Annotated in this window: 12 protein-coding genes and 1 pseudogene; 7 read left to right on the plus strand and 6 right to left on the minus strand. The window is 73.2% G+C overall.

Annotated features, from left to right (window positions below; all coding sequences use genetic code 11):
* The first annotated feature begins 10 nt into the window (after positions 1-10).
* Genes IE252_RS17990 through IE252_RS18000 form a run of 3 tightly spaced genes read left to right on the plus strand, consistent with a single transcriptional unit; the run spans position 11 to position 16,324 of the window.
* The gene (locus tag IE252_RS17990; protein WP_190090444.1) at positions 11-7,864 is read left to right on the plus strand and encodes a non-ribosomal peptide synthetase; all 7,854 of its coding nucleotides are present in this window, start codon (positions 11-13) and stop codon (positions 7,862-7,864) included.
* A gap of 40 nt (positions 7,865-7,904) precedes the next feature.
* Positions 7,905-15,023, plus strand: coding sequence for a non-ribosomal peptide synthetase (locus IE252_RS17995; protein WP_190090445.1), 7,119 nt, complete (start codon positions 7,905-7,907; stop codon positions 15,021-15,023).
* A complete protein-coding gene (locus IE252_RS18000) occupies positions 15,020-16,324 on the plus strand; it encodes an MFS transporter (RefSeq protein WP_190090446.1) in 1,305 nt (434 codons plus the stop codon). The genes IE252_RS17995 and IE252_RS18000 overlap by 4 nt, the downstream gene beginning before the upstream one ends.
* 57 nt (positions 16,325-16,381) lie before the next feature.
* On the opposite strand, the gene IE252_RS18005 is transcribed toward IE252_RS18000, so the two are convergent.
* The 3 genes and pseudogenes from IE252_RS18005 to IE252_RS18015 form a co-directional block, all read right to left on the minus strand.
* Entirely contained in the window at positions 16,382-17,602 is a 1,221-nt protein-coding gene (locus tag IE252_RS18005; protein WP_190090447.1) for a metallophosphoesterase, read from the minus strand.
* Between the two features lie 156 nt (positions 17,603-17,758).
* Positions 17,759-18,644 (minus strand): annotated as a pseudogene (locus tag IE252_RS18010) (SDR family NAD(P)-dependent oxidoreductase).
* Between the two features lie 50 nt (positions 18,645-18,694).
* On the minus strand, positions 18,695-19,582 hold the full coding sequence (locus IE252_RS18015; protein WP_190090448.1) for an SDR family NAD(P)-dependent oxidoreductase: 888 nt from the start codon (positions 19,580-19,582) through the stop codon (positions 18,695-18,697).
* A gap of 71 nt (positions 19,583-19,653) precedes the next feature.
* Here IE252_RS18015 and IE252_RS18020 point away from each other — a divergent pair, with 71 nt between their 5' ends.
* A complete protein-coding gene (locus tag IE252_RS18020) occupies positions 19,654-20,577 on the plus strand; it encodes a LysR family transcriptional regulator (RefSeq protein ID WP_190090449.1) in 924 nt (307 codons plus the stop codon).
* 171 nt (positions 20,578-20,748) lie between these two features.
* On the plus strand, positions 20,749-21,189 hold the full coding sequence (locus IE252_RS18025; protein ID WP_190090450.1) for a VOC family protein: 441 nt from the start codon (positions 20,749-20,751) through the stop codon (positions 21,187-21,189).
* A gap of 61 nt (positions 21,190-21,250) precedes the next feature.
* Here the strand turns inward: IE252_RS18025 and IE252_RS18030 are convergent, their stop codons facing one another.
* Together IE252_RS18030 and IE252_RS18035 are read right to left on the minus strand one after the other, a co-directional pair.
* Positions 21,251-22,513: an NsdA family TPR-like regulatory protein gene (locus IE252_RS18030; RefSeq protein ID WP_190090451.1), complete on the minus strand. Its 1,263-nt coding sequence runs from the start codon at positions 22,511-22,513 to the stop codon at positions 21,251-21,253.
* A 108-nt stretch (positions 22,514-22,621) separates the two neighbouring features.
* Positions 22,622-22,879, minus strand: a complete 258-nt coding sequence (locus tag IE252_RS18035) for a hypothetical protein (RefSeq protein ID WP_190090452.1) — start codon at positions 22,877-22,879, stop codon at positions 22,622-22,624.
* A gap of 352 nt (positions 22,880-23,231) precedes the next feature.
* On the opposite strand from IE252_RS18035, the gene IE252_RS18040 reads away from it, so the two are divergent.
* Positions 23,232-23,552 carry a hypothetical protein gene (locus tag IE252_RS18040; RefSeq protein ID WP_190090453.1) on the plus strand — a complete coding sequence of 107 codons (321 nt, stop codon included), beginning with the start codon at positions 23,232-23,234 and terminating at the stop codon, positions 23,550-23,552.
* 533 nt (positions 23,553-24,085) lie between these two features.
* On the opposite strand, the gene IE252_RS18045 is transcribed toward IE252_RS18040, so the two are convergent.
* Positions 24,086-24,469 carry a nuclear transport factor 2 family protein gene (locus tag IE252_RS18045; RefSeq protein WP_373298564.1) on the minus strand — a complete coding sequence of 128 codons (384 nt, stop codon included), beginning with the start codon at positions 24,467-24,469 and terminating at the stop codon, positions 24,086-24,088.
* Between the two features lie 17 nt (positions 24,470-24,486).
* Here IE252_RS18045 and IE252_RS18050 point away from each other — a divergent pair, with 17 nt between their 5' ends.
* On the plus strand, positions 24,487-24,930 hold the full coding sequence (locus IE252_RS18050; RefSeq protein ID WP_190090455.1) for a TIGR03618 family F420-dependent PPOX class oxidoreductase: 444 nt from the start codon (positions 24,487-24,489) through the stop codon (positions 24,928-24,930).
* Positions 24,931-24,964: the final 34 nt, after the last annotated feature.

Below are 24,964 nucleotides of genomic sequence, written 5' to 3' on the forward strand. Positions count from 1 at the left end.
TGAACCAGTAATGAACACCAGCCAGTCGGCGGTCGAGGACATCCTGCCCCTGTCCCCGCTCCAGGAAGGCATGCTCTTCCACTCGGGGTACGACCAGGACTCCCGGCACCTCTACATCGCGCAGTTCTCGGTCGACGTGCGGGGCGCGCTGGAGCCGGCCCGGCTGCGGGAGGCGGCGCAGACCCTGCTGCGGCGCCACGCCAACCTGCGGGTCTCCCTCACCCACCGCAAGAACGGCGACCCGGTCCAGGTGGTCCGCCGCGACATGCCGCTGGCCTGGCAGGAGAGCGACCTCGGCCACCTCGGCGAGCAGGAGGCGCAGGCCCGCGCAGAGGAGCTGACCGCGCAGGACTGGGAGCTGGGCGTCGACAGCCGACGGCCCCCGCTGGTGCGCTTCACCCTGCTGCGGCTGGGTCCCGAGCGCCACCGACTGCTGGTGACGGCCCATCACATCCTGCTGGACGGCTGGTCGTTCGCCCTGCTCTTCAAGGAGCTGTTCACGCTGTACGGCACCGGGGAGCTGCCCCCGGTGCGGCCCTACCGCGCCTATCTGAACCACCTCGCCGCACGCGACCGGACGGCCGCGGAGACGGCCTGGCGCACGACGCTGGACGGTCTGGGCCAGCCCACCCATCTCGCCCCGGGCGGTGCGGTCTCGCCCGGCAGTACCCCCGAGGACGTCACCTTTCGGCTGACCGAGCAGCAGACGGCGGCGCTGACCGGGCGGGCCCGCGAGCACGGCCTGCTGCTCACCTCCGTCGTCCAGGGCGCCTGGGCGGTTCTGCTGGCCCGCACCACCGGCCAGGACGACGTCGTCTTCGGCTGCACCGTCAGCGGCCGCCCCGCCGAACTGCCCGGCGCCGACGACATGATCGGCATGCTCATCAACACCGTGCCGGTGAGGGCTCGCATCGAAGGATCCGCCTCCCTCGCCGACCTGTGCGGCCTCCTCCAGCGCCAGCGCACCGACCTGCTCGACCACGACCACCTCGGACTCACCGAGATCCAGCGCCTGGCGGGCTCCCCGGCCGCGCTCTTCGACACCAACCTGGTCTTCGAGAACTTCCCCCTCAGCGACTACCGGCTGGACGTGCCCGGCCTCGACCTGGACACGCGGATCTCCTTCCGCGACACCACCCACTTCCCGCTCACCCTGGTGGTGGAGCCGGGCGCCGCGCTCGGCCTGCGCCTCAGCCACCACCCCGAACTCCTCGACGGCGACCGCGCCGCCGACCTCGGCTCCCGGCTCGTGCGGCTGCTGGAGCGCTGGAGCGCCGACCCCACCACGCCCCTGGCGGCCCTGGACACCCTCACCGACGACGAGCGCCACCGCGTCCTGACCGAGTGGAACGACACCGCCGCCGAGCTGCCCGCCACCACCCTGCCCGAGCTCTTCGAGGCCCAGGCGGCCCGCACCCCGCACGCCACCGCCGTGGTCTTCGAGGACGAGCGCCTGAGCTACCGCGAACTCGACGAGCGGGCCGGCCGACTGGCGAATGTCCTGGCCGCCCGGGGAATCGGCCCCGAGAGCCTGGTCGCGATCGCGCTGCCGCGCTCCCTCGACCTCGTCGTCGCCCTCTACGGCGTCCTCAAGGCGGGCGCCGCCTACCTCCCCGTGGACCTCGGCCAGCCGGAGGCCCGCAACCACGGCATCCTCGCCGACGCCCGGCCCGCGCTGCTGATCGGCACCGACTTCCAGGCACCCGCGGTGCCGGTGCTGCGCCTGGACGCCCCGCTGCCCGAGGCACCGCCCGCGCCCCGGCCCGCGCTCGACCCCGACCACCCGGCCTACGCCATCTTCACCTCCGGCTCCACCGGCCGCCCCAAGGGCGCCCTGGTCTCCCACCGGGCCATCGTCAACCGGCTCGCCTGGATGCAGCGCACCTACGGCCTGACCCCCGACGACCGGGTCCTGCAGAAGACCCCGTGCGGATTCGACGTGTCGGTGTGGGAGTTCTTCTGGCCGCTCCTGAACGGCGCCACCCTCGTGGTCGCCCGGCCGGAGGGCCACCAGGACCCGGCCTACCTCGCCGACCTCATCGCCCGCGAGTCGGTCACCACCGCCCACTTCGTGCCGTCGATGCTGGACGTGTTCCTGCGCGAGCCGGACGCGGTACGGGCCCGCTCCCTGCGCCGCGTCATCAGCAGCGGCGAGGCGCTCGCCCCGGCCACTCAGGACGCGTTCTTCCACACCCTGCCCACGGCCGAGCTGCACAACCTGTACGGCCCCACCGAAGCCGCCGTGGACGTCACCCTGTGGGCCTGCCGGCCCGGCGCCGCCACGGTCCCCATCGGCCGCCCGGCCGCCAACACCTGTACCTATGTCCTGGACGGCCGGCTGGAGCCCACCGCGCCCGGCGTGGCCGGTGAGCTCTACCTCGCCGGTGTGCAGCTCGCCCGCGGCTACCTCGGCCGCGCCGCCCTGACCGCCGAACGGTTCGTGGCCTGCCCCTTCGCGCCGGGCGAGCGGATGTACCGCACCGGCGACCTGGTCCGCTGGACCACCGACGGCGTCCTCGAATACCTGGGCCGCACCGACGACCAGGTCAAGATCCGCGGCTTCCGCATCGAACTCGGCGAGGTGCAGAGCGCCGTGGCCGCCTGCCCTGGCATCGCCCAGGCCGCCGCCGTGGTCCGCGAGGACCGGCCGGGCGACCCGCGGCTGGTCGCCTACGCCGTGCCCGCGCCCGGCGCCGAGACCTCCCCGGCCGACCTGCGCGTCGCCCTCGCCCGGATGCTGCCCGCGCACATGGTCCCGGCGGTCGTCCTGCTCGACGCCCTGCCGGTGACGCCCAACGGCAAGCTCGACCGGCGCGCCCTGCCCGCCCCCGGCCACCGCGTCGGCGGCCGCGCCCGGCGCACGGCCCACGAGGACATCCTGGCGGGCCTGTTCGCCACGGTCCTCGGCCTGCCCGAAGTCGGCGTCGACGACGACTTCTTCGAGCTGGGCGGCCACTCCCTGCTCGCCATGCGCCTGGTCGCGCAGATCCGCGGCGCACTCGGCGTGGAACTGGGCATCCGCGAGATCTTCGGCGCGCCCACCGTCGCGGCGCTGGCCGCCCGCCTCGACGGCGCCGGGCGCGCCCGCCCCGCGCTGCGCCCTGCCGAGCGCCCCGCCACGCTGCCGCTCTCCGCCGCCCAGCGGCGCTTGTGGTTCCTCAACCGCCTGGACGGGCCCAACCCCGCCTACCACAGCGTGGTCGCCGCCCGCCTGACCGGCGCGCTCGACACCGACGCGCTGCGCGCCGCACTGGCTGACCTGGCCTTGCGGCACGAGACCCTGCGTACGGTCTACCCGGAGACCGACGGCGAGCCGCGCCAGCTGATCCTTGAGGGCGCGGCACCCGAGCTGGAGGTGCTCGACGCGGACCGGGCGGACGTCGGCGAGATCGCCGCCCGCCCCTTCGACCTCGCTGCCGAAGCCCCGCTGCGCGCCGTCCTGCTCACCGCCGGACCCGACCGCAGCACCCTGGTTCTCGCCCTGCACCACATCGCCACCGACGGCGAGTCCTGGGGCCCGCTCCTGGGCGACCTCGCCCGCGCCTACCGGGCCCGCACCCAAGGCGAGCTGCCCGACTGGACGCCGCTGGCGGTCCAGTACGCCGACTACACCCTCTGGCACCGGGAACTGCTGCGCGAGCGGGGCGAGGAACAACTCGCCCACTGGCGCCAGGCACTGGCCGATCTCCCCGAGGAGCTGGCCCTGCCCACCGACCGCCCCCGGCCCGCCGTGGCGAGCCCGGCCGGCGCCGCCCACGCCTTCGACCTGGACCCCGCCCTCACCCGCGAGCTGGATGCCCTGGCCCGCGCCCACGGCTGCACCGTGTTCATGGTGGTGCAGGCCACTCTCGCGGTGCTGCTCTCGCGGCTCGGGGCCGGGACGGACATCCCGCTGGGCACGGTGGTGGCGGGACGCTCGGACGAGGCGCTGGACGACCTTGTCGGGTTCTTCGTCAACACCCTGGTGCTGCGCACCGATGTGTCGGGCGATCCGAGCTTCGCCGAGCTCCTGGGCCGTGTCCGCGAGGCGGACCTCGCCGCCTTCGCCCACCAGGACGTCCCCTTCGAGCAGGTCGTCGAAGCGGTCAACCCGCGCCGCTCCCTCGCCCGCCACCCGCTCTTCCAGGTGGCGCTGACGATGCGGCGGGCCGGCACGGCCGCCGCCCTGGAGCTGGCCGGGGTGGAGGCGGAGACCGCCGAAGTCGACGTCACCGAGGCCGAGTTCGACCTCGCCTTCCAGATCACCGAGCGGCCCGCCGGACTGCACACCGTGGTCAAGTACCGCACCGAGCTGTTCGACGCCCGCACCGTGGAAACCCTCGGCGAGCGGCTGCGCGCGCTGCTCCAGGCCGTGGCCCGCGCGCCGAGGGGCCGCATCTCCCAGCTGGAGACCGTGCTGCCGGCCGAGCGCGCCCGCCTGCTCGGCGCATGGCTGCCGGTCGCACCCCGGCCCGAGGACGCCCCCGACACCGTGCACCGGGCGTTCGAGGCCCAGGCAGCCCGCACCCCGCACGCCACCGCCCTGAAGTCCGGAGCCGCCCACCTCACCTACCGCGAGCTCGACGCCCGCGCCGACGCGCTGGCCCACCGCCTCACCGCGCTCGGCGTCGGCGCCGAGACCCCCGTCGGCATCCTGATGCGCCGCTCCCCGGACGTCGTCGTGGCGATGCTGGCCGTCCTGAAGGCGGGCGGCGCGTACGTGCCGCTGCACACCAGCTACCCCACCGCCCGCATCGCACGGATCCTCGACAACGCGGGCTGCCCGGTGCTGCTGGTGGACGAGGAGTTCCGGACGTTCGAGCCGGGCCGCGCCCGTACCGTCCTGGTGACCTCCGCCGACGCACCCGCCCGCCCGGACACCGCTCCCGCGCCCCGGGTCGTGGCGGGACAGCTCGCCTACGTCATGCACACCTCGGGCTCCACCGGCGAGCCCAAGGGCGTCGCCGTCACCCACCGGGACCTGCTCGACCTCGTCGCCGACCGGGGCTGGCACAGCGCCGAAGGCCACCGCGTCCTGTTCCACGCGCCGCACGCCTTCGACATCGCCGACTACGAACTGTGGGTGGCCCTCCTGTCCGGCTGGGAGGTGGTCGTCGCCCCCGAACGCGACCTCACCGTCGCCGCACTGGGCGCGCTCATCCACGACGAGCGCATCACCGCCGTCCACCTCACCGCCGGGCTCTTCCGCGTGGTCGCCGAAGAGCGCCCGCAACTCCTCGCGACCGTACGCGAAGTGCTCACCGGCGGCGACGTGGTCAGCGCGGCCGCCGTCCGCGCGGTGCGCGCCGCCTGCCCCGGCATCGCCGTGCGCCACCTGTACGGACCGACCGAGGCGACCCTGTGCGCCACCTCCCACCTGATCACCGACGACGTCCACGGCCCGGTGCCGATCGGCCGTCCCCTCGACAACACCCGCGCCTACGTCCTGGACGAGCACCTGCGCCTGGTGCCGCCCGGCACCCCCGGCGAGCTCTACCTGGCCGGCGCGGGAGTGGCCCGCGGCTACCGGGACCGGCCGGCGCTCACCGCCGAACGCTTCGTCGCCGACCTCCACGGAGCCCCTGGGACCCGGATGTACCGGACCGGCGACCTGGCCCGCTGGAGCGCCGACGGTCTGCTGGAGTTCCTCGGCCGCGCGGACGAACAGGTCAAGATCCGGGGCTTCCGGGTCGAGCCCGGCGAGGTGGAGGCGGCGCTCGCCGCGTGCCCGGGCGTGCGCCAGGCCGTGGTCACCGCGCACACCGCCGACGACGGCGACAAGCGCCTGGTGGCCCACGTGGTCGGCGAGGCGACCGAGGCCGAACTGCGTACCCGGTTGGCGGGCCTGCTGCCCGACTTCATGGTCCCCTCCCACCTCGTCGTCCTGGACGCGCTGCCGCTGACCCCCAACGGAAAGGTCGACTACCGGGCCCTGCCGGCGCCCGTGCCCACGGCCACCGCCGGGCGCGCCCCGCGCACCGCCCACGAGGAGATCCTGGCAGGCCTGTTCGGGGAACTCCTCGGCCTGGCCACCGTCCCCGTCGACGCCGGCTTCTTCGACCTCGGCGGCCACTCGCTGCTCGCCACCCGCCTGGTCAGCCGCATCCGCACGGCGCTCGGCGTCGAACTGTCGCTGCGCGACGTCTTCAAGGCCCAGACGGTCGCGGGCCTCGCGGAGCTCGCCGCCCGCGCCGAGGACGCCCGCCCGTCGCTGCGCCGCCACGAGCTGCCCGCCGAGCCGCCGCTCTCCTTCGCCCAGCAGCGGCTGTGGTTCGTCCACCAGGCCGAGGAGCGCTCGGCCAGCTACAACGTCCCCTTCGCCTACCGGCTGCGCGGTCCCCTGGACGCGGCTGCCCTGACCGCGGCCCTCGGTGATCTGACCGCCCGGCACGAGGTGCTGCGCACCCTCTTCCCCGAGACCGACGGCGAGCCCCGGCTGTGGCTGCTGAGCGGCGCCGACGCGGCGGTGCCGCTGGAGCGCGCGCGGATCACCGAGGCCGCGCTGACCGAGGCCGTACGCCGGGCCGCGGGCCACGAGTTCGACCTCGACGAGGAACTTCCGCTGCGCGCCCATCTCTTCGAGCTCGGCGCCGAGGACCACGTCCTGGTCCTGGTGCTCCACCACATCGCCACCGACGGCTGGTCGTGGGGCCCCCTCCTGGACGACCTGGCCACGGCATACGAGGCGCGCCGCGACGGTGGCGCACCGCGGTTCACACCGCTGCCGGTGCGCTACGCGGACTACGCGCTGTGGCAGCGCGAGACGCTGGGAGCGGAGAGCGACCCGGACAGCCTGATCGCCCGTCAGCTCGGCTTCTGGCGCAAGGAGCTGTCCGCTCTCCCGAGGGAGCTGGCGCTGCCGTACGACCGGCCGCGCCCGGCGGTGGCGAGCTTCTCGGGCGGCTCGGTGCCCCTGGAGGTGGGCGCAGACCTGCACGCCCGGCTGTCGGACGTGGCCCGCGCACACGGCTGCACCGTGTTCATGGTCGTGCAGGCGGCACTGGGCGCACTGTTGTCGCGGCTGGGCGCCGGAAGCGACATCCCCATCGGCACGGTGGTGGCCGGGCGCGCCGACGAGGCGCTCGACGCCGTCGTCGGGTTCTTCGTCAACACCCTGGTCCTGCGCACCGACCTGGCGGGCGATCCCACCGTCGCCGACCTGCTGCACCGGATCCGGGACACCGACCTCGCGGCCTTCGCCCACGAGGACGTGCCCTTCGAACGGGTCGTGGAGGCCCTCAACCCGGAGCGTTCCCTTGCACGCCACCCCCTGTTCCAGGTGCTGCTGCAGGTGCAGAGCGAGGCTCCTGCCCTGCCCCGGCTGTCCGGCGTCACGGCCGAGGCCGTTACGGTCGAGTCGCGGGTCTCGAAGTTCGACCTCGGCGTCGATGTCGTCGAGAGTCGCGCGCAGGACGGCAGCCCGCTCGGCATGAGCGGCGAGCTGACGTATGCCACCGAACTGTTCGACCCGGCGGGCGCCGAGCGGCTGGCGGCTGACCTGGTCGCCGCGCTGCGGCAGGTCGCGTACCACCCCGAGCGGAAGGTGAGCGCGCTCGAAGGGCTCTCCCTGCGCGCCTCGCAGGAGGGATCCGCGACCGCGAGCGGCCCGGCCGAGCAGGTCGGCGCGGCGGACGGCTTCGAGCAGCGCGTGCGCGAGCTGTACGCCGAGGTGCTCGACCGCGACGAAGTCGGCTCGGAGGACAACTTCTTCGCCCTCGGCGGCCACTCGCTGCTGTTGACCCGGCTGATCAGCCGCATCCGGGCGGAGTTCGGTCTGGAGCTGAAGATCCGCGACGTGTTCCAGCACCCGACCCCGGCCAAGACCGCCGCCCGGCTGGCCACCGCCCCCAAGGCGCGTCCCGCGCTGCGCCGCCTCGGCGGCTGAACCACCCCCGTCGTCCCCGCGCACTTTCCAGGAGAATCCCGTGTACCCCGTTTCCTTCGCCCAGCGACGGCTGTGGTTCCTCAACCGGATGCCCGAGACCGGCCCGGCCTACAACTGCCCCCTGACCACCCGTCTGAGCGGCCGACTCGACTGGGTGGCCCTGGCGGTGGCCCTCGATGACGTGACCGCCCGGCACGAGGTGCTGCGGACCGTCTACCCCGAGGTCGACGGCGAGCCCGTACAGAAGGTCCTGGACCGTACGCCCGCCCTGCGGGTCGTCGAGATGACCGAGGACGCCCTGCCGTCCGCCCTCGCGGACGAGGCCGGTCACGTCTTCGACCTGACCAGTGAACTGCCCGTACGGGCCTGCCTGTTCACCCTGGGAGGCGACGAGTTCGTCCTGTCCCTGGTGATCCACCACATCGCCACCGACGGCTGGTCCTGGGGCCCGCTCCTCGGCGACCTCGCCCAGGCCTACGAGGCACGCCGCGGCGGCCACGAGCCGGAATTCGCACCGCTGCCGGTGCAGTACGCCGACTACGCCGCATGGCAGCGCGAGACCCTGGGCGAGGAGGACGACCCGCAGAGCCTGATCACCCGTCAACTCGGCTACTGGCGCGAGGAACTGGCCGCACTTCCGGCGGAGCTGGCGCTGCCGTACGACCGGCCGCGCCCGGCGGTGGCGAGTTTCGCGGGCGGTTCGGTCCCCGTCGAGCTGGATGCCGCACTCCACGCGCGGCTGGCCGAGGTGGCCCGCGAGCACGGCTGCACCCTGTTCATGGCGCTCCAGGCCGGTCTCGCGGTGCTGTTGTCGCGGTTGGGGGCGGGGACGGACATTCCACTGGGCACGGTGGTGGCGGGACGCGGTGACGAGGCGCTGGACGACTTGGTCGGGTTCTTCGTCAACACCCTGGTGCTGCGTACCGATGTCTCGGGCGATCCGAGCTTCGCCGAACTCCTTGGCCGTGTGCGGGAGGCGGACCTGGAGGCGTTCGAGCAGCAGGACGTGCCCTTCGAGCGGGTCGTCGAGGCGCTCAACCCGGAGCGATCCCTGGCACGCCACCCTCTCTTCCAGGTCATGATGACGCTGGAGAGCGGCGAAGGCCCGGCGTTCACGCTGCCCGGCGTGGTCTGCTCCGAGCAGCCCGTCGGCTGGGACGTCGCGAAGTTCGACCTGACCGTGGACTTCCACGAGCGGCGGGACGCGCACGGCGCCCCGGCCGGCATCACCGGAGCTCTCGAATTCGCCACCGACCTCTTCGACCGCGAGACCGCCACCGGCATCGCCGCCGCGCTCGCCCGCGTACTGGAGCAGCTGGCCGCCGACCCCGCGCGGCCGGCCGCACTCGCCGACCCCCTCTCCGCCGAGCAGCGCCACCTGGTCCTCAGCGGCTGGAACGACACGGCGGCCCCGGTGCCCGAGCAGACCTTGCCGGAGCTGTTCGAGGCGCAGGCCGCCCGCACCCCGGACGCGACCGCCCTGGTCTTCCAGCACACCGCGCTGAGCTTCGCCGAGCTCAACACGCGTGCCAACGCCCTCGCCCACCGCCTGGTCGCGCACGGAGTCGGCGCCGAGGACCTGGTCGCGCTGGCGCTGCCCCGCTCGGAGCAGTCGGTCGTCGCGCTGCTGGCGGTGCTCAAGGCCGGAGCCGCCTTCGTCCCCGTCGACACCGACTACCCGGCCGAGCGCATCGCCAAGCTGCTCGCCACCGCGACCGCGGTCGTCACCGACCGCGCCACCGGGGCCGACCTGCCGGACACGGCCCCCGGCCACGTCCTCGTCGACGCCCCCAGCCGCTTCCCCACGAGCGACCTCGCACGCGCCATCCACCCGCACCACGCCGCGTACGTCATCCACACCTCCGGATCCACCGGTGAACCCAAGGGCGTGGTGATCGACCACGCCGGACTGCGCAACCTCTTCGCCTTCCACCGCGCCGGGGTCATCGCCCGCGCCGAGGAGCGGGGCGGCGGCCGCCGGATGCGCATGGCGCTGACCGCCGCGCTCTCCTTCGACACCTCCTGGGAGGGGCTGCTCTGGATGGTCGCGGGGCATGAGCTGCACCTCGTCGACGACGACACCCGCCGCGACGCGACCGCCCTGGTCCGGCACATCGCCGAGGCCGGCATCGACGCGGTCGACGTGACTCCCACCTACGCCGAACAGCTGGTAGAGGAAGGGCTCCTTGACGGTCCCGGCCACCGCCTGAGCGTCCTGCTGCTCGGGGGCGAGGCGGCGGGCCGGGCCCTGTGGACCCGGGTCCGCGCCGCCGAGGGCCTGCTGTGCCACAACCTCTACGGCCCCACCGAGTGCAGCGTCGACACCCTGTGGTGGGACGCCGCCGAAAGCGAGGAGCCGCTGGTGGGCCTCCCGCTCGCCAACACCAGCGCCTACGTCCTCGACGAACGGCTGCGCCCGGTCGGCCCGGGCGTCGCGGGCGAGCTCTACCTCGCCGGACCGGGCCTGGCCCGCGGCTACCTCAACCGCCCCGCCCTGACGGCCGGCCGCTTCGTGGCCTGCCCGTTCGAGCCGGGCGCGCGGATGTACCGCACCGGCGACCTGGTCCGCTGGGACCGCCACGGCCGCATCGACTACCTCGGCCGTGCCGACGACCAGGTCAAGATCCGCGGCTTCCGCATCGAGCCCGGCGAGGTGGAGGCCGCGCTGCGGCGCTGCCCGCAGGTCGCCCAGGCCGCGGTGATCGCCCGCGACGGCGGCACCGGCGGCAAGCGCCTGGTGGCGTACGTGGTCCCGGCCGACGGGCAGAGCGCGCAGGCGGCCGCCTTGCGCAAGCAGCTCGCCGAGCACCTGCCCGACCACATGATCCCCTCGGCGTTCGTGGCCGTGGAGAGCTTCCCCATGAACCGCAACGGCAAGCTGGACCGCGCCGCACTGCCCGCGCCCGACTTCGCCGCCGAGTCCGCCTCCCGGGCCCCGCGCGGCCCGCGCGAGGAGATCCTGGCGGGACTGTTCGCGCAGGTGCTCGGGGTGGCGTCGGTGGGCGCCGAGGACAGCTTCTTCGACCTCGGCGGACACTCCCTGCTCGCCACCCGGCTGCTGTCGCTGATCCGTTCGGCGCTCGGCGCCGAGCTCGGCATCCGCGACCTCTTCCAGCACCCCACCGTCGCCGGGCTCGCCGCCCGGCTCGGCGACACCGACGGCACGGGCCCGGTACGTCCGGCGCTCGCCCCGGCACCGCAGCGCCCCGCCGCCCCGCCGCTTTCGCCCGCCCAGCGCCGCCTGTGGTTCCTCAGCCGCGCCGGTCAGGGCGGCGCGTACCACTGCCCGTTCGCCCTGCGGCTGCGCGGCCCGCTGGACGCCGACGCCCTGGCCCTGGCCCTCACGGACGTGACCGGCCGCCACGAGGCGCTGCGCACGGTGTTCCCCGAGACACACGGCGAGCCGTACCAGCGGGTGCTGGCCACCGCCGACGCGGTGGTCCGTCTGGACGTCGTCGCCTGCGGGCCCGAGGGGCCCGGCACCGCCCTCGACGCCCTGCTGGCCGAGCCCTTCGACCTGGCCGCCCGCCCGCCCGTCCGCGCGGCGCTCTACCGGACGGCCGAGGACGAGCACGTACTCGCGCTGGTCGTGCACCACATCGCCCTCGACGGCTGGTCCTGGGGCCCCCTCTTCCACGATCTGGCCGAGGCCTATGAGGCACGTCGCGACGGGCGTGCGCCCCAGTTCGCGCCGCTGCCGGTGCAGTACGTCGACTACACGCTCTGGCAGCAGGACCTGTTGGGCGACCAGGACGACCCCACCGCACTGATGTCCCGTCAACTGGCCTTCTGGCGCGGTGAGCTGGCGGACGCCCCCGAGGAGCTGGCGCTTCCCTTCGACCGGCCGCGACCGGCCGCACCGGGCTTCACCGGTGCGGCGGTGCCGGTGGAGCTGGACGCCGCACTCCACGCGCGCCTGCTGGGCCTGGCGCGGGAGCAGGGCTGCACCCTGTTCATGGTGGTGCAGGCCGGTCTCGCGGTGCTGTTGTCGCGGTTGGGTGCGGGGTCGGACATTCCGCTGGGCACGGTGGTGGCGGGGCGCTCGGACGAGGCGCTGGACGACTTGGTCGGGTTCTTCGTCAACACCCTGGTGCTGCGTACGGATGTGTCGGGTGATCCGAGTTTCGCCGAGCTGTTGGGGCGTGTGAGGGAGGCGGATCTGGCGGCGTTCGAGCGGCAGGACGTGCCGTTCGAGCGGGTCGTGGAGGCGCTCAACCCGGAGCGCTCCCTGGCCCGCCACCCCCTCTTCCAGGTGATGCTCCAGGTCCAGGACGGCACCGACAGCGCACTGGAGCTGGCCGGTCTGGACGTCCGTCCCGAGCCGTTCCGCTTCGACGTGGCCCAGTTCGACCTCACCGTGGACGTCCAGGAGCGGTACAGCGCCGACGGCGCCCCGGCGGGCATCGCCGGACACGTGGAATACGCGGCCGAGCTCTTCGACCGGGTCACGGCCGAGACCGTCGCCGCCGCGCTGACCCGGGTACTGGGCCAGCTCGCGGCCGAGCCGCACCGGCCCGTCGCCGCCGCCGACCCGCTCACGGAGGCGGACCGGCACCGGCTCCTGACGCAGTGGAACGACACCGCGCTGCCCGTGGCGGCCGCCACCGTGCCCGAGCTGTTCGCGGCGCAGGCGGCCCGTACCCCGGACGCGACCGCCTTGGTCTTCCAGGACACCGCGCTCAGCTTCGCCGAACTCGACGCCCGTTCCAACCGCCTCGCCCACCGCCTGATCGCCGCGGGCGCCGGGCCCGAGCGGGTGGTCGCGCTGGCGCTGCCCCGCTCGGCCGACTCCGTGGCCGCGCTGCTGGCCGTCCTCAAGGCGGGCGCCGCCTTCGTCCACCTCGACACGGCGTACCCGCGTGAGCGGATCGCTCATATGCTGGCCGACGCCGCCCCGGCGCTCCTGGTGACCGACACCGCGACGGCCACCGGGTCCTTCCTGGACGGCGTCGCCTGCCCGCCGCGGATTCTGGTCGACGACGAGGCGGCCATGGCCACACACCCCGCTGACGGCCCCGATGCGGCGCCGCACTCCGGCGACGCCGCGTATGTCGTCTACACCTCCGGCTCCACCGGCCGCCCCAAGGGCGTCGTCGTCGACCACGCGGCCCTGCGCAATCTGCACGCCTTCCACCGCGCCCACACCATGGCCGGCGCCGAGAAGGCCACAGGGGGACGGCGGCTGCGCGTGGCACTCGCCGCCTCGCTCTCCTTCGACGCGTCGCTGGACGGCCTGATGTGGCTGGTGGCCGGGCACGAACTGCACCTGATCGACGATGACGTCCGCCGTGACGCGGCCGCCTTCGTGCACCACATCGCCGAAACCGGCCTCGACGTCCTCGACGTCACCCCCACCCACGCCACGCAGCTGGTCGAGGAGGGGCTGCTCGACACACCGCCGAGCGTGCTGCTCATCGGCGGCGAGAGCGCGGACGAGAAGCTGTGGACGCGGCTGCGCCACACGGACGGGCTGGTCGCCTTCAACCTGTACGGGCCGACGGAGTGCACGGTCGACGCCCTGTGGTGGGAGGTCTCCCGCAGTGAACGCCCGCTGGTCGGCGAGCCGGTCTCCAACACGCGCGCCTATGTGCTGGACGAGCTGCTGCGCCCGGTGGCCCCGGGCGTCAGGGGCGAGCTCTACCTCGCCGGGGACGGGCTCGCACGCGGCTACCTGGGCCGGCCGGGGCTGACCGCGGAGCGGTTCGTGGCCTGCCCGTTCGAGCCGGGCGCGCGGATGTACCGCACCGGCGACCTGGTCCGCCGGGACCGCCACGGCCGTATCGACTACCTGGGCCGTGCCGACGACCAGGTCAAGATACGCGGCTTCCGCATCGAGTTGGGCGAGGTCGAGGCAGCCCTCGCGGCCGCCCCGGGCGTCGCGCAGGCGGCGGTCGCCGTACGACGCGACGGGCCCGGCGGCGAACGCCTGGTCGGCTACGCCGTCGCGGCGCAGGGTGACCCCGTGGCTCTGGAACCGGAGGCACTGCGGGCCCACTTGGCCGTCGTGCTGCCCGACCACATGGTGCCGTCGGCGTTCGTCGTTCTTGAGGCGTTCCCGCGTACGCCCAACGACAAGCTCGACCGGGCGGCGCTGCCCGCGCCGGATCCCGCCCGCACGGGCAGTGTCGCTGCCCGCACCCCGCGGGAGAAGGTCATCGCGGGCCTGTTCGCCGATGTCCTGGGCTTGCCGCAGGACAGCGTCGGGGTGGAGGACGGCTTCTTCGCGCTCGGCGGACACTCCCTGCTGGCGGCCCGGCTCATGTCCCGTGTCCGCGAGACGCTGGGCGAGGAGCTGGGGGTACAGGACCTGTTCGCCGCCCCGACCGTCGCGGGCCTCGCCGCCCGCGCGACGAGCGGCCTCACCGACGACGAACCGATGTCGCCGCTGATCACCCTTCAGCCCGGCACCGCCGGGCAGCCCCCGCTGTTCTGCGTCCACCCGGGCGCCGGAATCGGCTGGGTCTACCGGGAGTTGCTGGACCACCTCGGACCCGACCGGCCCCTGTACGCCCTCCAGGCCCGCACGCTGAGCGAGCCGGAGGCACGGCCCGCGAGCGTGGCGGAGATGGCCGACGACTACGCGGCCCTCATCCGTACGGTCCAGCCGTCCGGTCCGTACCACCTGCTCGGCTGGTCCTTCGGCGCCCTGGTCGCGCACGCGATCGCGGTGCGGCTGCGCGAGGCGGGGGAGGGGGTGGCGCCGCCGGTGCTGCTCGACGGCTACCCCGGCGCGGAGGCGGCACCGATGCCGGACCCGCTCCGAGAACTTCTGGACTCACTCGGGTACCCGACCACGTCCCTGCCCGCCACCGGACCGCTGTCCGCACCGGACTTCCTCCATGCGGCGCGTACGGAGGACGGCCCGCTGGCCGCGCTCGACGAGCGGACAATCACCGCGCTGGGCGAGGCGTTCGTCCACCACGACACGCTCGCGGCGGGCCACCACCCCGGCGTGTTCGACGGGGACCTCACCCTGGTCTCGGCCGCGCACGAGGTGGGCGCACCGGACCCGGAGACCTGGCGGCCCTACCTGACGGGCCGGATCACGCACCACCAGGCGCCCTGCACCCACGGCGAGATGATGACGCCGAAGGCGGCTTCGGAGATCGCGGCGCTGCTGCGCCAGGTCAGCGTCGGCGAAGCGCTGGTGGGCCGATGAGCGCGGCGACGACGGCGGGGCCGGAGAAGGCGCCGGGCCTCCTGCGCCACCGGGACTTCCGGCTGCTGTGGGCGGGGGAGTCCGTGAGCCAGTGCGGCAGCGCGGCGACCCGTGTCCTGCTGCCGCTGATCGCGGTGAATGCCCTCGGCGCTGGGGCGTTCACGATGGGTCTGCTGAATGCCGCCGCGTGGCTGCCCTGGCTGCTCATCGGCCTGCCGGTGGGCGCCTGGACGGACCGGATGCGGCGGCGGCCGGTGATGATCGTGTGCAACACCGTCTCGGCGGCCCTGATGTTCTCCCTGGCGGCCGCGGCCTGGCTGGACGCCCTGACGACCAATCAGCTTCTCGTGGTCTCCCTGCTGCTGGGCACGGCCGATGTGTTCTTCCGGGCGGCCTACAGCGCGTATCTGCCGACTCTGCTGCCCGCCGAGCAACTCGCGGACGGCAATGCCCGGCTGCAGACCAGCGAATCCGCCGCCGACGTCATCGCCCCGGGGGTGGGCGGTGCCCTGGCCCAGGCCGGGAGCGCGGCCGTCGGCTTCCTCGCCGACGGGCTGAGCTTTCTGGTCTCGGCCGTCCTGCTGGCCAGGATCCGCACCCCGGAGAGCCGGCCGGGTGGGGGAGAGCGGGTGCCCGGGCAGAAGGGGCTGGCGCGGGAGATCCGCGACGGCGTCGCCTTCCTCACCCGTGACCCGTTCCTGCGGACGATCCTCCTCTGCGACGCGGCGATGAACCTCTTCCTCGCCGGTGCCCAGTCCCTGGCGATCGTCTTCCTCAGCCGCACGGTCGGCGCCGACGGCACCGTCATCGGTGTGCTGATCGCTCTGGCCGGGCTCGGCGGTGTGCTGGGCGCGGTGCTCTCGCCGCGCCTGGCACGCCGGGTCGGCACGGCCCGCGCGGTCCTGCTGTGCGCCTTCGGCGCCGGCCCGTTCGGCCTGCTGATCCCCCTGACCAGCAACGGCGCGGGGCTGCTGGCCTTCCTGGTGGGCGAGTTCTTCCTGATGGCCGGAATCGTTGCCGGAAACGTCGTCATCGTCAGCTTCCGCCAGGCGTACTGTCCGCCCGAAATGCTGGGCCGCGTCAGCTCCGGCATCCGCTTCGTGATGTACGGAACGGTGCCGATCGGCAGCCTGCTGGGCGGCACCCTGGGCGCGGCCGCCGGCAACCGCGAGGCCCTGTGGATCCTGTACGCGGGCAACGCCCTGTGCGCGCTGCTGCTGTTGAGGGGACCGCTGCGGGGTATGCGGGATCTGCCGGTGCCGGTGCCGGTGGTGGATGCGCCGGGCCAGGCGATGGGGTGATCCCGTCGCCGCATGCGCCACCTCCAGGCGCAACCGCCGACCCGCCCGGCGTTACCGCTACGGCGAGGGGGGCCGCTGCGGGGAGCGGAGTACGAGCAGGGTGATCTCGCTGGGGGCGAAGACGCGGAACGGCGGGCCCCAGAAGCCGGTGCCACGGCTTGTGTAGAGAAGCGTGCGGGTGCCGTGGTGGCTGAGGCCGGCGACGGTGGGCTGGTCGAGGCGGACCAGGTGGTGGAAGGGCCAGATCTGGCCGCCGTGGGTATGGCCGGAGAGTTGGAGGTCGACGCCGACGGCCGCCGCCCGGTCGATGAACTTGGGCTGGTGGGCCAGGAGCAGGACGGGGTGGTCGGGGTCGGCGCCGTGCAGGGCCCCGGCGAGGTGGGCGCGGTGGCCGGTGAGGCCGGAGGAGTGGGCGGTGACGTCGTCCACTCCGGCGACCACGAGGGTGTCGCCACCGCGTTCCAGCAGCAGGTGGCGGTTGCGCAGCGGCTCCCAGCCCAGCTCGTCCATCAGGTCGACCCAGCCCTGGGCCTCGCTGTAGTACTCGTGGTTGCCCGTCACGTAGACCCGGGCCCGGGTGGCCTGTACGGCGGCGAGTGGGGTGGCCTGGGCGCGGCGGCGTTCGGCCGTGCCGTCCGCGATGTCTCCGGTGTGGCAGACCAGGTCGGCCTGCAGCGTGTTGACCGTCTCGCAGACCCGTGCCGACCAGCGGGCGCGGTCGAGCGGGCCGTAGTGAGTGTCGGTGATCAGAACGACGCGCGTGCCGTCCAACCCGGCGCCCAGACGGGGAAGTTGCACATCGAGGCGGCGCACCCGGGGGACCCGGCGGGCCTCGACGTACCCCCAAGCCAGCAGCACGGCGGCCGTGGCGAGGCTCGCCCAGGTGACGATCCGAGCCCGGTCCTGGCCGTCACCTACGCCGGTCACGGTCAGCGCGAACCGCAGCAGGACGCCGAGCAGAACGGACCAGGTGAACAGGACCCAGCTGGCGCCCAGCAGGGTGTCCCCGACGATCGCCGCCCAATCCTGCTGCCGTCGCCCGTGGCCGCGCACCATCGCGAGCGGCATACCGACCAGGCCGAGGGCGAACAGGGCGGTACCGGCCAGCGCGACAGGAAGGGGCCAGTGCTGACCGGCGTACAGCAGCAGCCAGCAGGGCACGGCCCACAGCAGGACCGGGGCGATCAGGGGGAGATAGCGCATCAGGCGGCGCAGTCGGCTCCGCTGAGCCCCGTGGGCCGCACTGTCGGCGGATCGGGTCTCGCTGGTATCGGCCACGTTTTCCCTCCTCGATCAACCAGGCTGCCGTCGCGCGCACTGTAGCCGGTCTCCTTCGGCCGGAGGGACGGGGTGCTCGTGATGGGCAGCCCGATGGGGCGAAGGGGGCCCGCCCCCGGCCAGGAGGCTTCGACGTCGGTCCGCCCCGGCGCGAGCTCAGGTCGATCGGTCAGTGGCGCGGTCGCCGAGCAGCCCTTCCGACAGGGTCCACAGGCGTTCGGCGCCCGCCGGGGCAAGGGCGTAGCGGGCGACGGCGTGCAGCGTGTTGGTGCGATGGTCGACGGTCTCGGCCTCGTTGCAGTCGGCGAAGTACCGGCCGCCGATGCCTTCGAGGAGGGGGGGAGGTGGCGAGGAGGACGGAGGTGGCGGCGCCCTGTTCGACTGTCTTGATGAACTCGGCCGGAACCCGTCCGCTGCCCTGGCCGCCGGTGTGGCGTTGGAGGTTGGTGTAGACGGCGCCGGGCATCAGGGCGTTGGCGGTCTTGGACTGGCCGTACGCGAGCCATGGGTCGTAGCGGCGGAAGGCGAAGTGGACGTCGTCCCAGACGATCGGGGACTGCTGGTGGCCGGTGGAGCTGACGACGACGATACGGGCGCCGTCGGCGGCGAGTGCGTCGTGCAGGCCGGTGGCCAGGGCGAAGTGGCCCAGGTGGTTGGTGGCGAACTGCCATTCCCAGCCCTGCGCGGTGTACTGCTCGGGGCGGGCCATGACACCGGCGTTGTTGACCAGGATGTGCAGCGGGCCCTGCCAGGCCGTGGTGAAAGCGGTGATGGACGCCGGGTCGGTGAGGTCGAGGCGGGCGACGTGCACCTCGTGGTTGCCCGTCGTCTCGGTGATGTCCTTGGCGATGCGCTCTCCGGCTGCCGTGTCGCGGACGGCCAGGGTGACGGCCGCCCCGGTCGAGGCCAGGGCCCGGGCGGTTTCCGCGCCGAGGCCGGAGGAGGCTCCGGTGACCAGCGCGCGGCGGCCGGTGAGGTCGATGCCCTGCGCGGCCTCGGCGGCCGTGCTGGAGAATCCGAAAGGGGTGGTGATGAGGGGCATGGGTGAACGCCTCCTGTTGGGGTGGGAGTTGAGATCGGCTGAGGGCCGGTTCAAGGGGTGAGCAGGCGGTCCTGTTCCACCGGTGGTGTGCCGCCGTGCCAGTCCAGGACTTTGCCGAAGCGGATCAGCTCGCCGTACAGGGTTGGGTCGACGGGCTCGCTGAACACGAGGTCCAGTACAGCCCGGGCGGCTTCGGCGGGGGACTGGGCCTGGCTGTAGTCGCTGAACCACGGCCGGGAGGTCGCGGTGTCGACCATGCCGGGGCACACCGCGGCGATCAGGGTGCCGGACGCCAGGTCGCGCTCGCGGCGCTGCCCGGCGACCGCCCGTACGGCGGCTACCTGGGCCACCTTCGAGGGCACGTTCAGCCAGCGCGGCCACCCCGCCTCCTGCGCGGTGTTGTGGTGGATGGCGCTGCGCCAGGACTCGACGGCGTACTCGACCTGGTCGAGACTCGCCTCCTCGAACAGCGGGTGCAGCCGGGGGTCGAGGTGGCCGAGGGTGCCCAGGCTGCTGGCCACCACCAGCAGCCGCCCGCCGGGTCGCAGGAGCGGGCCGAAGGAGCGCAGCACGGCGTGGGTGGCGGTGTTGGACACGTCGATGAACTCGTCGGCGCGCCCGGACTGGGAATCGGAGGGCAGCAGGCGGGCGACCGCGTTGGAGATGATGACGTCGACACCGCCGTACTCGCTGCCCAGCTCGTCGGCGAGACGGCCGATCGCCTCGGTGTCGGTGACGTCGAGGAGCTTTCCGCGCACCTGGGCGCGGGTGGCGGGCAGCCGCGTCACCGCGCGGGCGGCCTCGGTGACGCGCTGCGCGTCGCGGCCGGTGAGCAGGACCAGGTCGTGCGGTGCCATGCGGGTAGCGAGGCCTTCGGCGAGGGCCTGGCCCAGGCCCTGGTTGGCGCCGGTGACGAGGGCGATACGGGGAGAGTTCATGCCTGCCACGCTAGGAACCGTTTGCTCATGCGTCCAACGAAACTTGTGCACACGTGGTATGCGTAAACGTCATGGACTTCACGGATGTGTCGCTGACGGCGCTGCGGGTGTTCCGGGCGGTGGCCGAGCAGGGAACGTTCACCGCCGCGGCGGCAGCGCTGGGCTACACCCAGTCGGCGGTGTCCCGGCAGATCGCCTCCATCGAGCGGGCCGCGGGCGCGGAGCTCCTTGAACGGCGGCGTGACGGCGTACGGCTGACCGAGGCCGGGCGGATCGTTATGCGCCGTGCGACGACCGTGCTCGACGAGATCGACCAGGCCGCCCGTGAACTGTCCGGCCTGCCCGAACCCGGCGGCACCGTCCGCCTGGGCTGGTTCCCCAGCGCCGGCACGACCCTGGTGCCGCGTGCCCTCGCCGCCCTCCGCCACAGCGATCCCGGCCTGCAGGTGATCAGCCGCGAAGGAACCACCCCAGTGCTGGCGCGCGCCCTGCGGGCGGGCAGCATCGACCTCGCCCTGCTGGCATCCGCGCCTCCCTTCCGCGCGCCCGACACCGAATCACCGCCGCTGGCGCTGCAGACGCTCACGGAGCGCGCCCTGCGCCTGGCTGTGCCGGAGACCCACCCCCTGGCCCGCGGGGACTTCGTCGACGTGGCCGACCTGCGCGGACAACGATGGATCGCCGGCTCCTCCCACGGCGCGGACGGGCTCATGGGTGTCTGGCCGGGGCTGGACGAGCGGCCCGAGATCGTCCACACCGCCCGGGACTGGCTCGCGAAACTGCACCTCGTCGCCGCGGGCTGCGGCCTGACCACCGTGCCCGCCTCCATGGCCCACGCCGCGCCGCCCGGCCTGCGGATCCTGCCGGTGCGCGGCGGACCGCAGGAGATGCGCCGACTGCTCCTGGCCCGGCTGCCCCAGCCACCGACCGAACCCGTCGTACGCCTCGCGGCCGCTCTGCGCGCCGCAGCGCTTGCCACCGTCCCGTATCCGTGACCATGGCCGCCGCTCGGGCGGCCGGGCGGCAGCGCCGCCCCGTCGCGAGCCCCTGCGCTCATCAACCTGAACATCCTGGGCGGTTGGCGGATGTCGAGAACGGGTCACCGGCTCCGTCCCAGGGATATCAGCGGCCACCACCGGCCGTACGAGGAAGAAGGAGAAACCATCATGGCGATTCAGCGGATGGACAACGTCGGCATCGTCGTCGAGGACATGGATGCCGCCGTCGCGTTCTTCGTGGAACTCGGTATGGAGCTGGAGGGCAGGGGAGAGGTCGAGGGTGGCTTCGCCGACCAGTGCACCGGACTCGACGGCGTCCACTGTGACATCGCGATGCTCCGGACGCCGGACGGGCACAGTCGGCTCGAGCTGGCGAAGTACCGCAGCCCCGCGGCGATCAGTGCCGGGCCGCGCAACCGGCCGCACAACATCGTGGGCACGCACCGCGTCATGTTCGCCGTCGACGACATCAAGGACACCGTTGCCCGCCTGCGCCCGCACGGCGCCGAACTCGTCGGCGAGATCGCCCGGTTCGAGGACGTCTACCTGCTCTGCTACCTCCGCGGCCCGGAAGGCATCATCGTCGGACTGGCCGAGCAACTGCGCTGAGCAGGAGGAACCGAACCGTACGATGCGGCGGGCAGCAACACCGTGATGACACGTCATCCGCTCACACGCGCCTCGTCAGGATGCCGTGGTGGCGTGCGTACGCGTTCCACGCGCGGGTTTCGGCGGCATCGGGGGCCAGGACGGCCGTACGGGCGGTGAAGACGGCGACGAGCCGGCCGGTGCGGCCGTGCCAGGTGTCGGGCGGGATGGTCGCGATGGTGGTGGTGGCCGCTTCCAGGGCGCCCTGTTCGAGCTGTGCGCGTGCCAGGTGGATGGTGACGCGGTAGCGGTTGCGCGCCAGGCCGGGGCGGTGGCGCAGGACCGCGAGGGCGTGGTGGGCGCGTGCCTCGGCCTGTGTCCACTGTCCGAGTGTCAGCAGGGACATGAGGGAGAAGAGGTCGAGTCCGGCCTGGTCGTAGAAGCGGATCCAGGGCGGCCGGGGCAGGCTGGGGTCGGCGCGGTCGAGGGAGTCCTGGGCGTGGCCGATGCTGCGCAGGGCGGCCGTACGGTCCGTCAGGTCGGCGTGGTGGACGGCGGTGGAGACATGGGCGAGGGAGGCGAAGAGCGGGTCGCGGCGGTTGATGGACAGGGCGCGGTTGACGTCGGCGGCGGCCAGGGCGTCGGTGTGCCGGCCGAGTTGGCGGTACAGGCCGCCGGCCAGTCCCCATACGTGGTAGCGCGCGGCCGGGTCGGCGGACAGTCCGGCCAGGGTGACGGCCTGGTGCAGGTGCTGTTCGGCGGCGGTGAAGCGGTGGCCGTCGGTGGCGGCCCACAGGGCGCTGCTGGCGAAGGCGGCGGCCAGGGCGTAGAGCTTGCCGCGGACGCGGGTGCTCGCGGAGCCGTGCTGCTGGAGGCCGAGGGCCTGGCGGACGAGGTGGGCCGCGCCGTTCTCCAGGGCCTGGGTTCCGCCGTGGCGGTGGTCGACGTCGACGACCTCGGTCAGCTTCGCGGCGAGCCGGGCGACGTCGACCAGGCCCACCCGGGCCGGTGGCCCCCGGAACGCGGGGGGCGCGGCGTCGGCCGTCGGGGGGTGTGGCCCGTCGCTCGGTGCTGGGGCGGCCGGGGTGGGTGAGGCGGCGCCCCGGGGTGCGAACCCCAGGTCCTGGACCGCAAGGCCCGTCAGCCGCGCGAGGGCTTCGCGCTGTCCGGTCTGGGGCCAGGCCACCTCGCCGCAGAGCCAGCGGCGGATGGTGCGGTCGGTGGCGGTGCCGGGGCGGCCGGTGAGGGTGGCGAGTTGGGCGTTGAGCCGGGTGGCGAGCTCGGCTGCGGTGAGTGCGTGTGCGGTCATCCAGTCGGCGAGCGCCTGATTGCGCGTCGTGGCCATGCGGTCGACGGTAGGGAGACCCGCGTGTGCATATGCCGGGGAGCGGAACGATTCGCCCGATGGTGTACGTTCGCGCCGCACGGGCGCGTCACGCCGGTGTCTGTGCGGTCAGGGGTGCTGGCGATCGTGGTGGATCGCGGCGTCGGCCAGCGCGTCGCGCAGGGCGAACAGGGCCAGCAGGTCGGCGTTGGCCGTGAACCGGGTCAGCAGGTGGCCGATCTGCCGTTCGTCCGCCGCGCGGACGGCCCGCACGATGTCCGAGATCACACAGCGCAGGGTGTCGGAGGCGGAGTCGTCCCGAGGGTCGCCCGGCGCCCGTGACCGCGCGCGGTCCTCGGCCGACGGCTGCTCCGCTGCCCATCGCATGCTCCAAGGAGACCGCCGCTTCCTGCGCGGCAGTAGGTCGAAAACCGGGGGTTCCGTGTGCATGCCCCCGGACGACCTGGTGATCCCTTTACCTAGAAGGGCCCTGCACGCCGATGGCCCGGAGCGGTGCCATGCGGAGTGACCTGCGATTTTGTGTCGCAGCGTAACGGGTCGGCGACCCGGCGGCCGACGCGCCGATGGCCCCCACCCCCGTTGCTGGCGGCGTCGGAGCGATCACAGAATGTGGTCTGACCGAGCGGATCCAGCCACTGGATCCACGCTCTCACCCTCTTGCATGACAGGAGTACGTCCCGTGCGTCTTCGTCCCACTCTCGGCGCCACTCTTGGCGCCATGGCGCTCCTCATGACCCTGCACGCCCCGGCTCACGCGGACCACGGCACCATCAACTACAAGTACGGCAACCCGCTCCAGCCGAACCAGGCGAAGACCGGTGTGTACCCCGCCAACCTGGAAATTCCCGAAGACCAGTGCATTGAGGTCCCCGAGGTGGAGGGCAAGCCCCTGCAGACCGCCTGGGCACCCGAGAATCGCAGCCAGAGTGACATCTTCGTCTACACGGAGCCGGAGTGCTTCGATGTACGGACGAGGGTGAAGGTCGGACAGAAGCTCGGAAACCTCGTCCTGTTCAAATCGTTCATCCAGCCCAGCTGAGGCGTACCTCTCGATGCCCTGGTACTGGCTTGTCGGAGCCCGTACCGGGGCCCGGCCGTGACAGCTCGTGGGCTTCGGGCACGTGCTGGTGACCGGGGTTCGCGGCCTGCGCCGCCCGCCGCTCGGTCACAGCGCTGTGCGGCAGGCCGAGCGTGGCGGTCAGAGTTCGTCGCGTGAGGGGTTGGGGTAGTTCCAGGCGGCGTTGAACGTGTGCAGGACCCGTAGGTACCGCCTGACCTGGGAGGCGTTCGCAATCGTGCCGATGTCGGGGATGTAGGGGACGGTGGGGGTGGAGGTGTTACCGGCGCCTACGAGGTTCCAGTAGAAGTTGGACAGGACGCCCCAGTTGTTCTCCAGGTTCTGCTGCCATCCCTACAGGCCGGTCCGGCCCCGCCCCCAGTCGCCGACCGCGGCGCGGAAGACGCCTTCGAGGTCGTTGAAACGGGCGGCCTCCGAAGTCATCTGGTCCGGTGGACGGAGTGGGTGTGCGGCCGGGGGCGGCGCACACCCACTCCTCGTCCGGCCGGGCCGGGTCAGCTCGTGGTCGTGGCCGACGCCTTGACGGCGGAGGCGAAGTCCGGCTGCACGCCGAGCTGGGCGAGCATGACGTTGATGCCGGCGTAGCAGTTGAACTCCTTGATCCTGCCGTCCTCGACGTACCAGAAGTCGCCCGCCGGGATGGCGAGCTTGACGCCGGTCGGCTCGATGACACCGGCAGGTGTGGTGAACGGGCCGGTGAAGCTGCCCTGGATCGTCAGCTCGACGGCGACGACGTTGCCCATGACGTGGAACCGGTGCAGCTCGCGGTGGATGTCGGACGCCAGCTCTGCCATGGCGAGCACCGGGTCCCCCAGGTGTTCTATCGCTTGAACTCCTTTGAGGGGGCAGCGTTTGGCCTGTTCAGCTGTGTGCCGGATGTCGGTAGTCTGCCGGGATGACTGACTTCGGTGAAGCTGTCCGCGCCCGGCTGCGTGCGCCCCTCATCTGGTACGTCGGAACCGTGTTCCCCGATGGAGCGCCGCAGGTCAGCCCGATGTGGGTGGACCTGGAGGGCGAGCGGGAGCTGACGTTCAACACCTCGGTGGGCCGGGTGAAGGAGGAGAATCTGCGCCGTGACCCGCGCGTATATCTCTCACACGCGGACGCCGATGAACCCTTCGACCGGGTGCAGATCAGCGGCGAGGTGGTCCGCTTCATCGAGGGTGAGGAGGCCCACGAGCGGATGGACCGGCTGGCGCGGAAGTATCTGGGCAGCGAACGCTTCGAGTGGCTCATGCCGGGGGAGCGAAGGGTCGCGGTGATCGTGCGGCCGGTCAAGGTGCGGCACATCGTGGGGGTGGAGCGGTTCCGGCCTGGTGGCCCGGTGCCCGCTCCCTGACCGGCCCACCAAAGCGCTGTCCCCCTCGCCGTGG

This window comes from Streptomyces melanogenes (genome assembly GCF_014649795.1).
GTDB classification, from domain to species: domain Bacteria; phylum Actinomycetota; class Actinomycetes; order Streptomycetales; family Streptomycetaceae; genus Streptomyces; species Streptomyces noboritoensis.

What these genes read in the sequence shown, in the direction of transcription:
- IE252_RS18050 (WP_190090455.1), top strand. Translation starts at nt 24,487, where the DNA reads ATGACTGACTTCGGTGAAGCTGTCCGCGCCCGGCTGCGTGCGCCCCTC.
- IE252_RS18025 (WP_190090450.1), top strand. Translation starts at nt 20,749, where the DNA reads ATGGCGATTCAGCGGATGGACAACGTCGGCATCGTCGTCGAGGACATG.
- IE252_RS17990 (WP_190090444.1), top strand. Translation starts at nt 11, where the DNA reads ATGAACACCAGCCAGTCGGCGGTCGAGGACATCCTGCCCCTGTCCCCG.
- IE252_RS18000 (WP_190090446.1), top strand. Translation starts at nt 15,020, where the DNA reads ATGAGCGCGGCGACGACGGCGGGGCCGGAGAAGGCGCCGGGCCTCCTG.
- IE252_RS18040 (WP_190090453.1), top strand. Translation starts at nt 23,232, where the DNA reads ATGGCGCTCCTCATGACCCTGCACGCCCCGGCTCACGCGGACCACGGC.
- IE252_RS18020 (WP_190090449.1), top strand. Translation starts at nt 19,654, where the DNA reads ATGGACTTCACGGATGTGTCGCTGACGGCGCTGCGGGTGTTCCGGGCG.
- IE252_RS18030 (WP_190090451.1), bottom strand. Translation starts at nt 22,513, where the DNA reads ATGGCCACGACGCGCAATCAGGCGCTCGCCGACTGGATGACCGCACAC.
- IE252_RS18035 (WP_190090452.1), bottom strand. Translation starts at nt 22,879, where the DNA reads ATGCGATGGGCAGCGGAGCAGCCGTCGGCCGAGGACCGCGCGCGGTCA.
- IE252_RS18015 (WP_190090448.1), bottom strand. Translation starts at nt 19,582, where the DNA reads ATGAACTCTCCCCGTATCGCCCTCGTCACCGGCGCCAACCAGGGCCTG.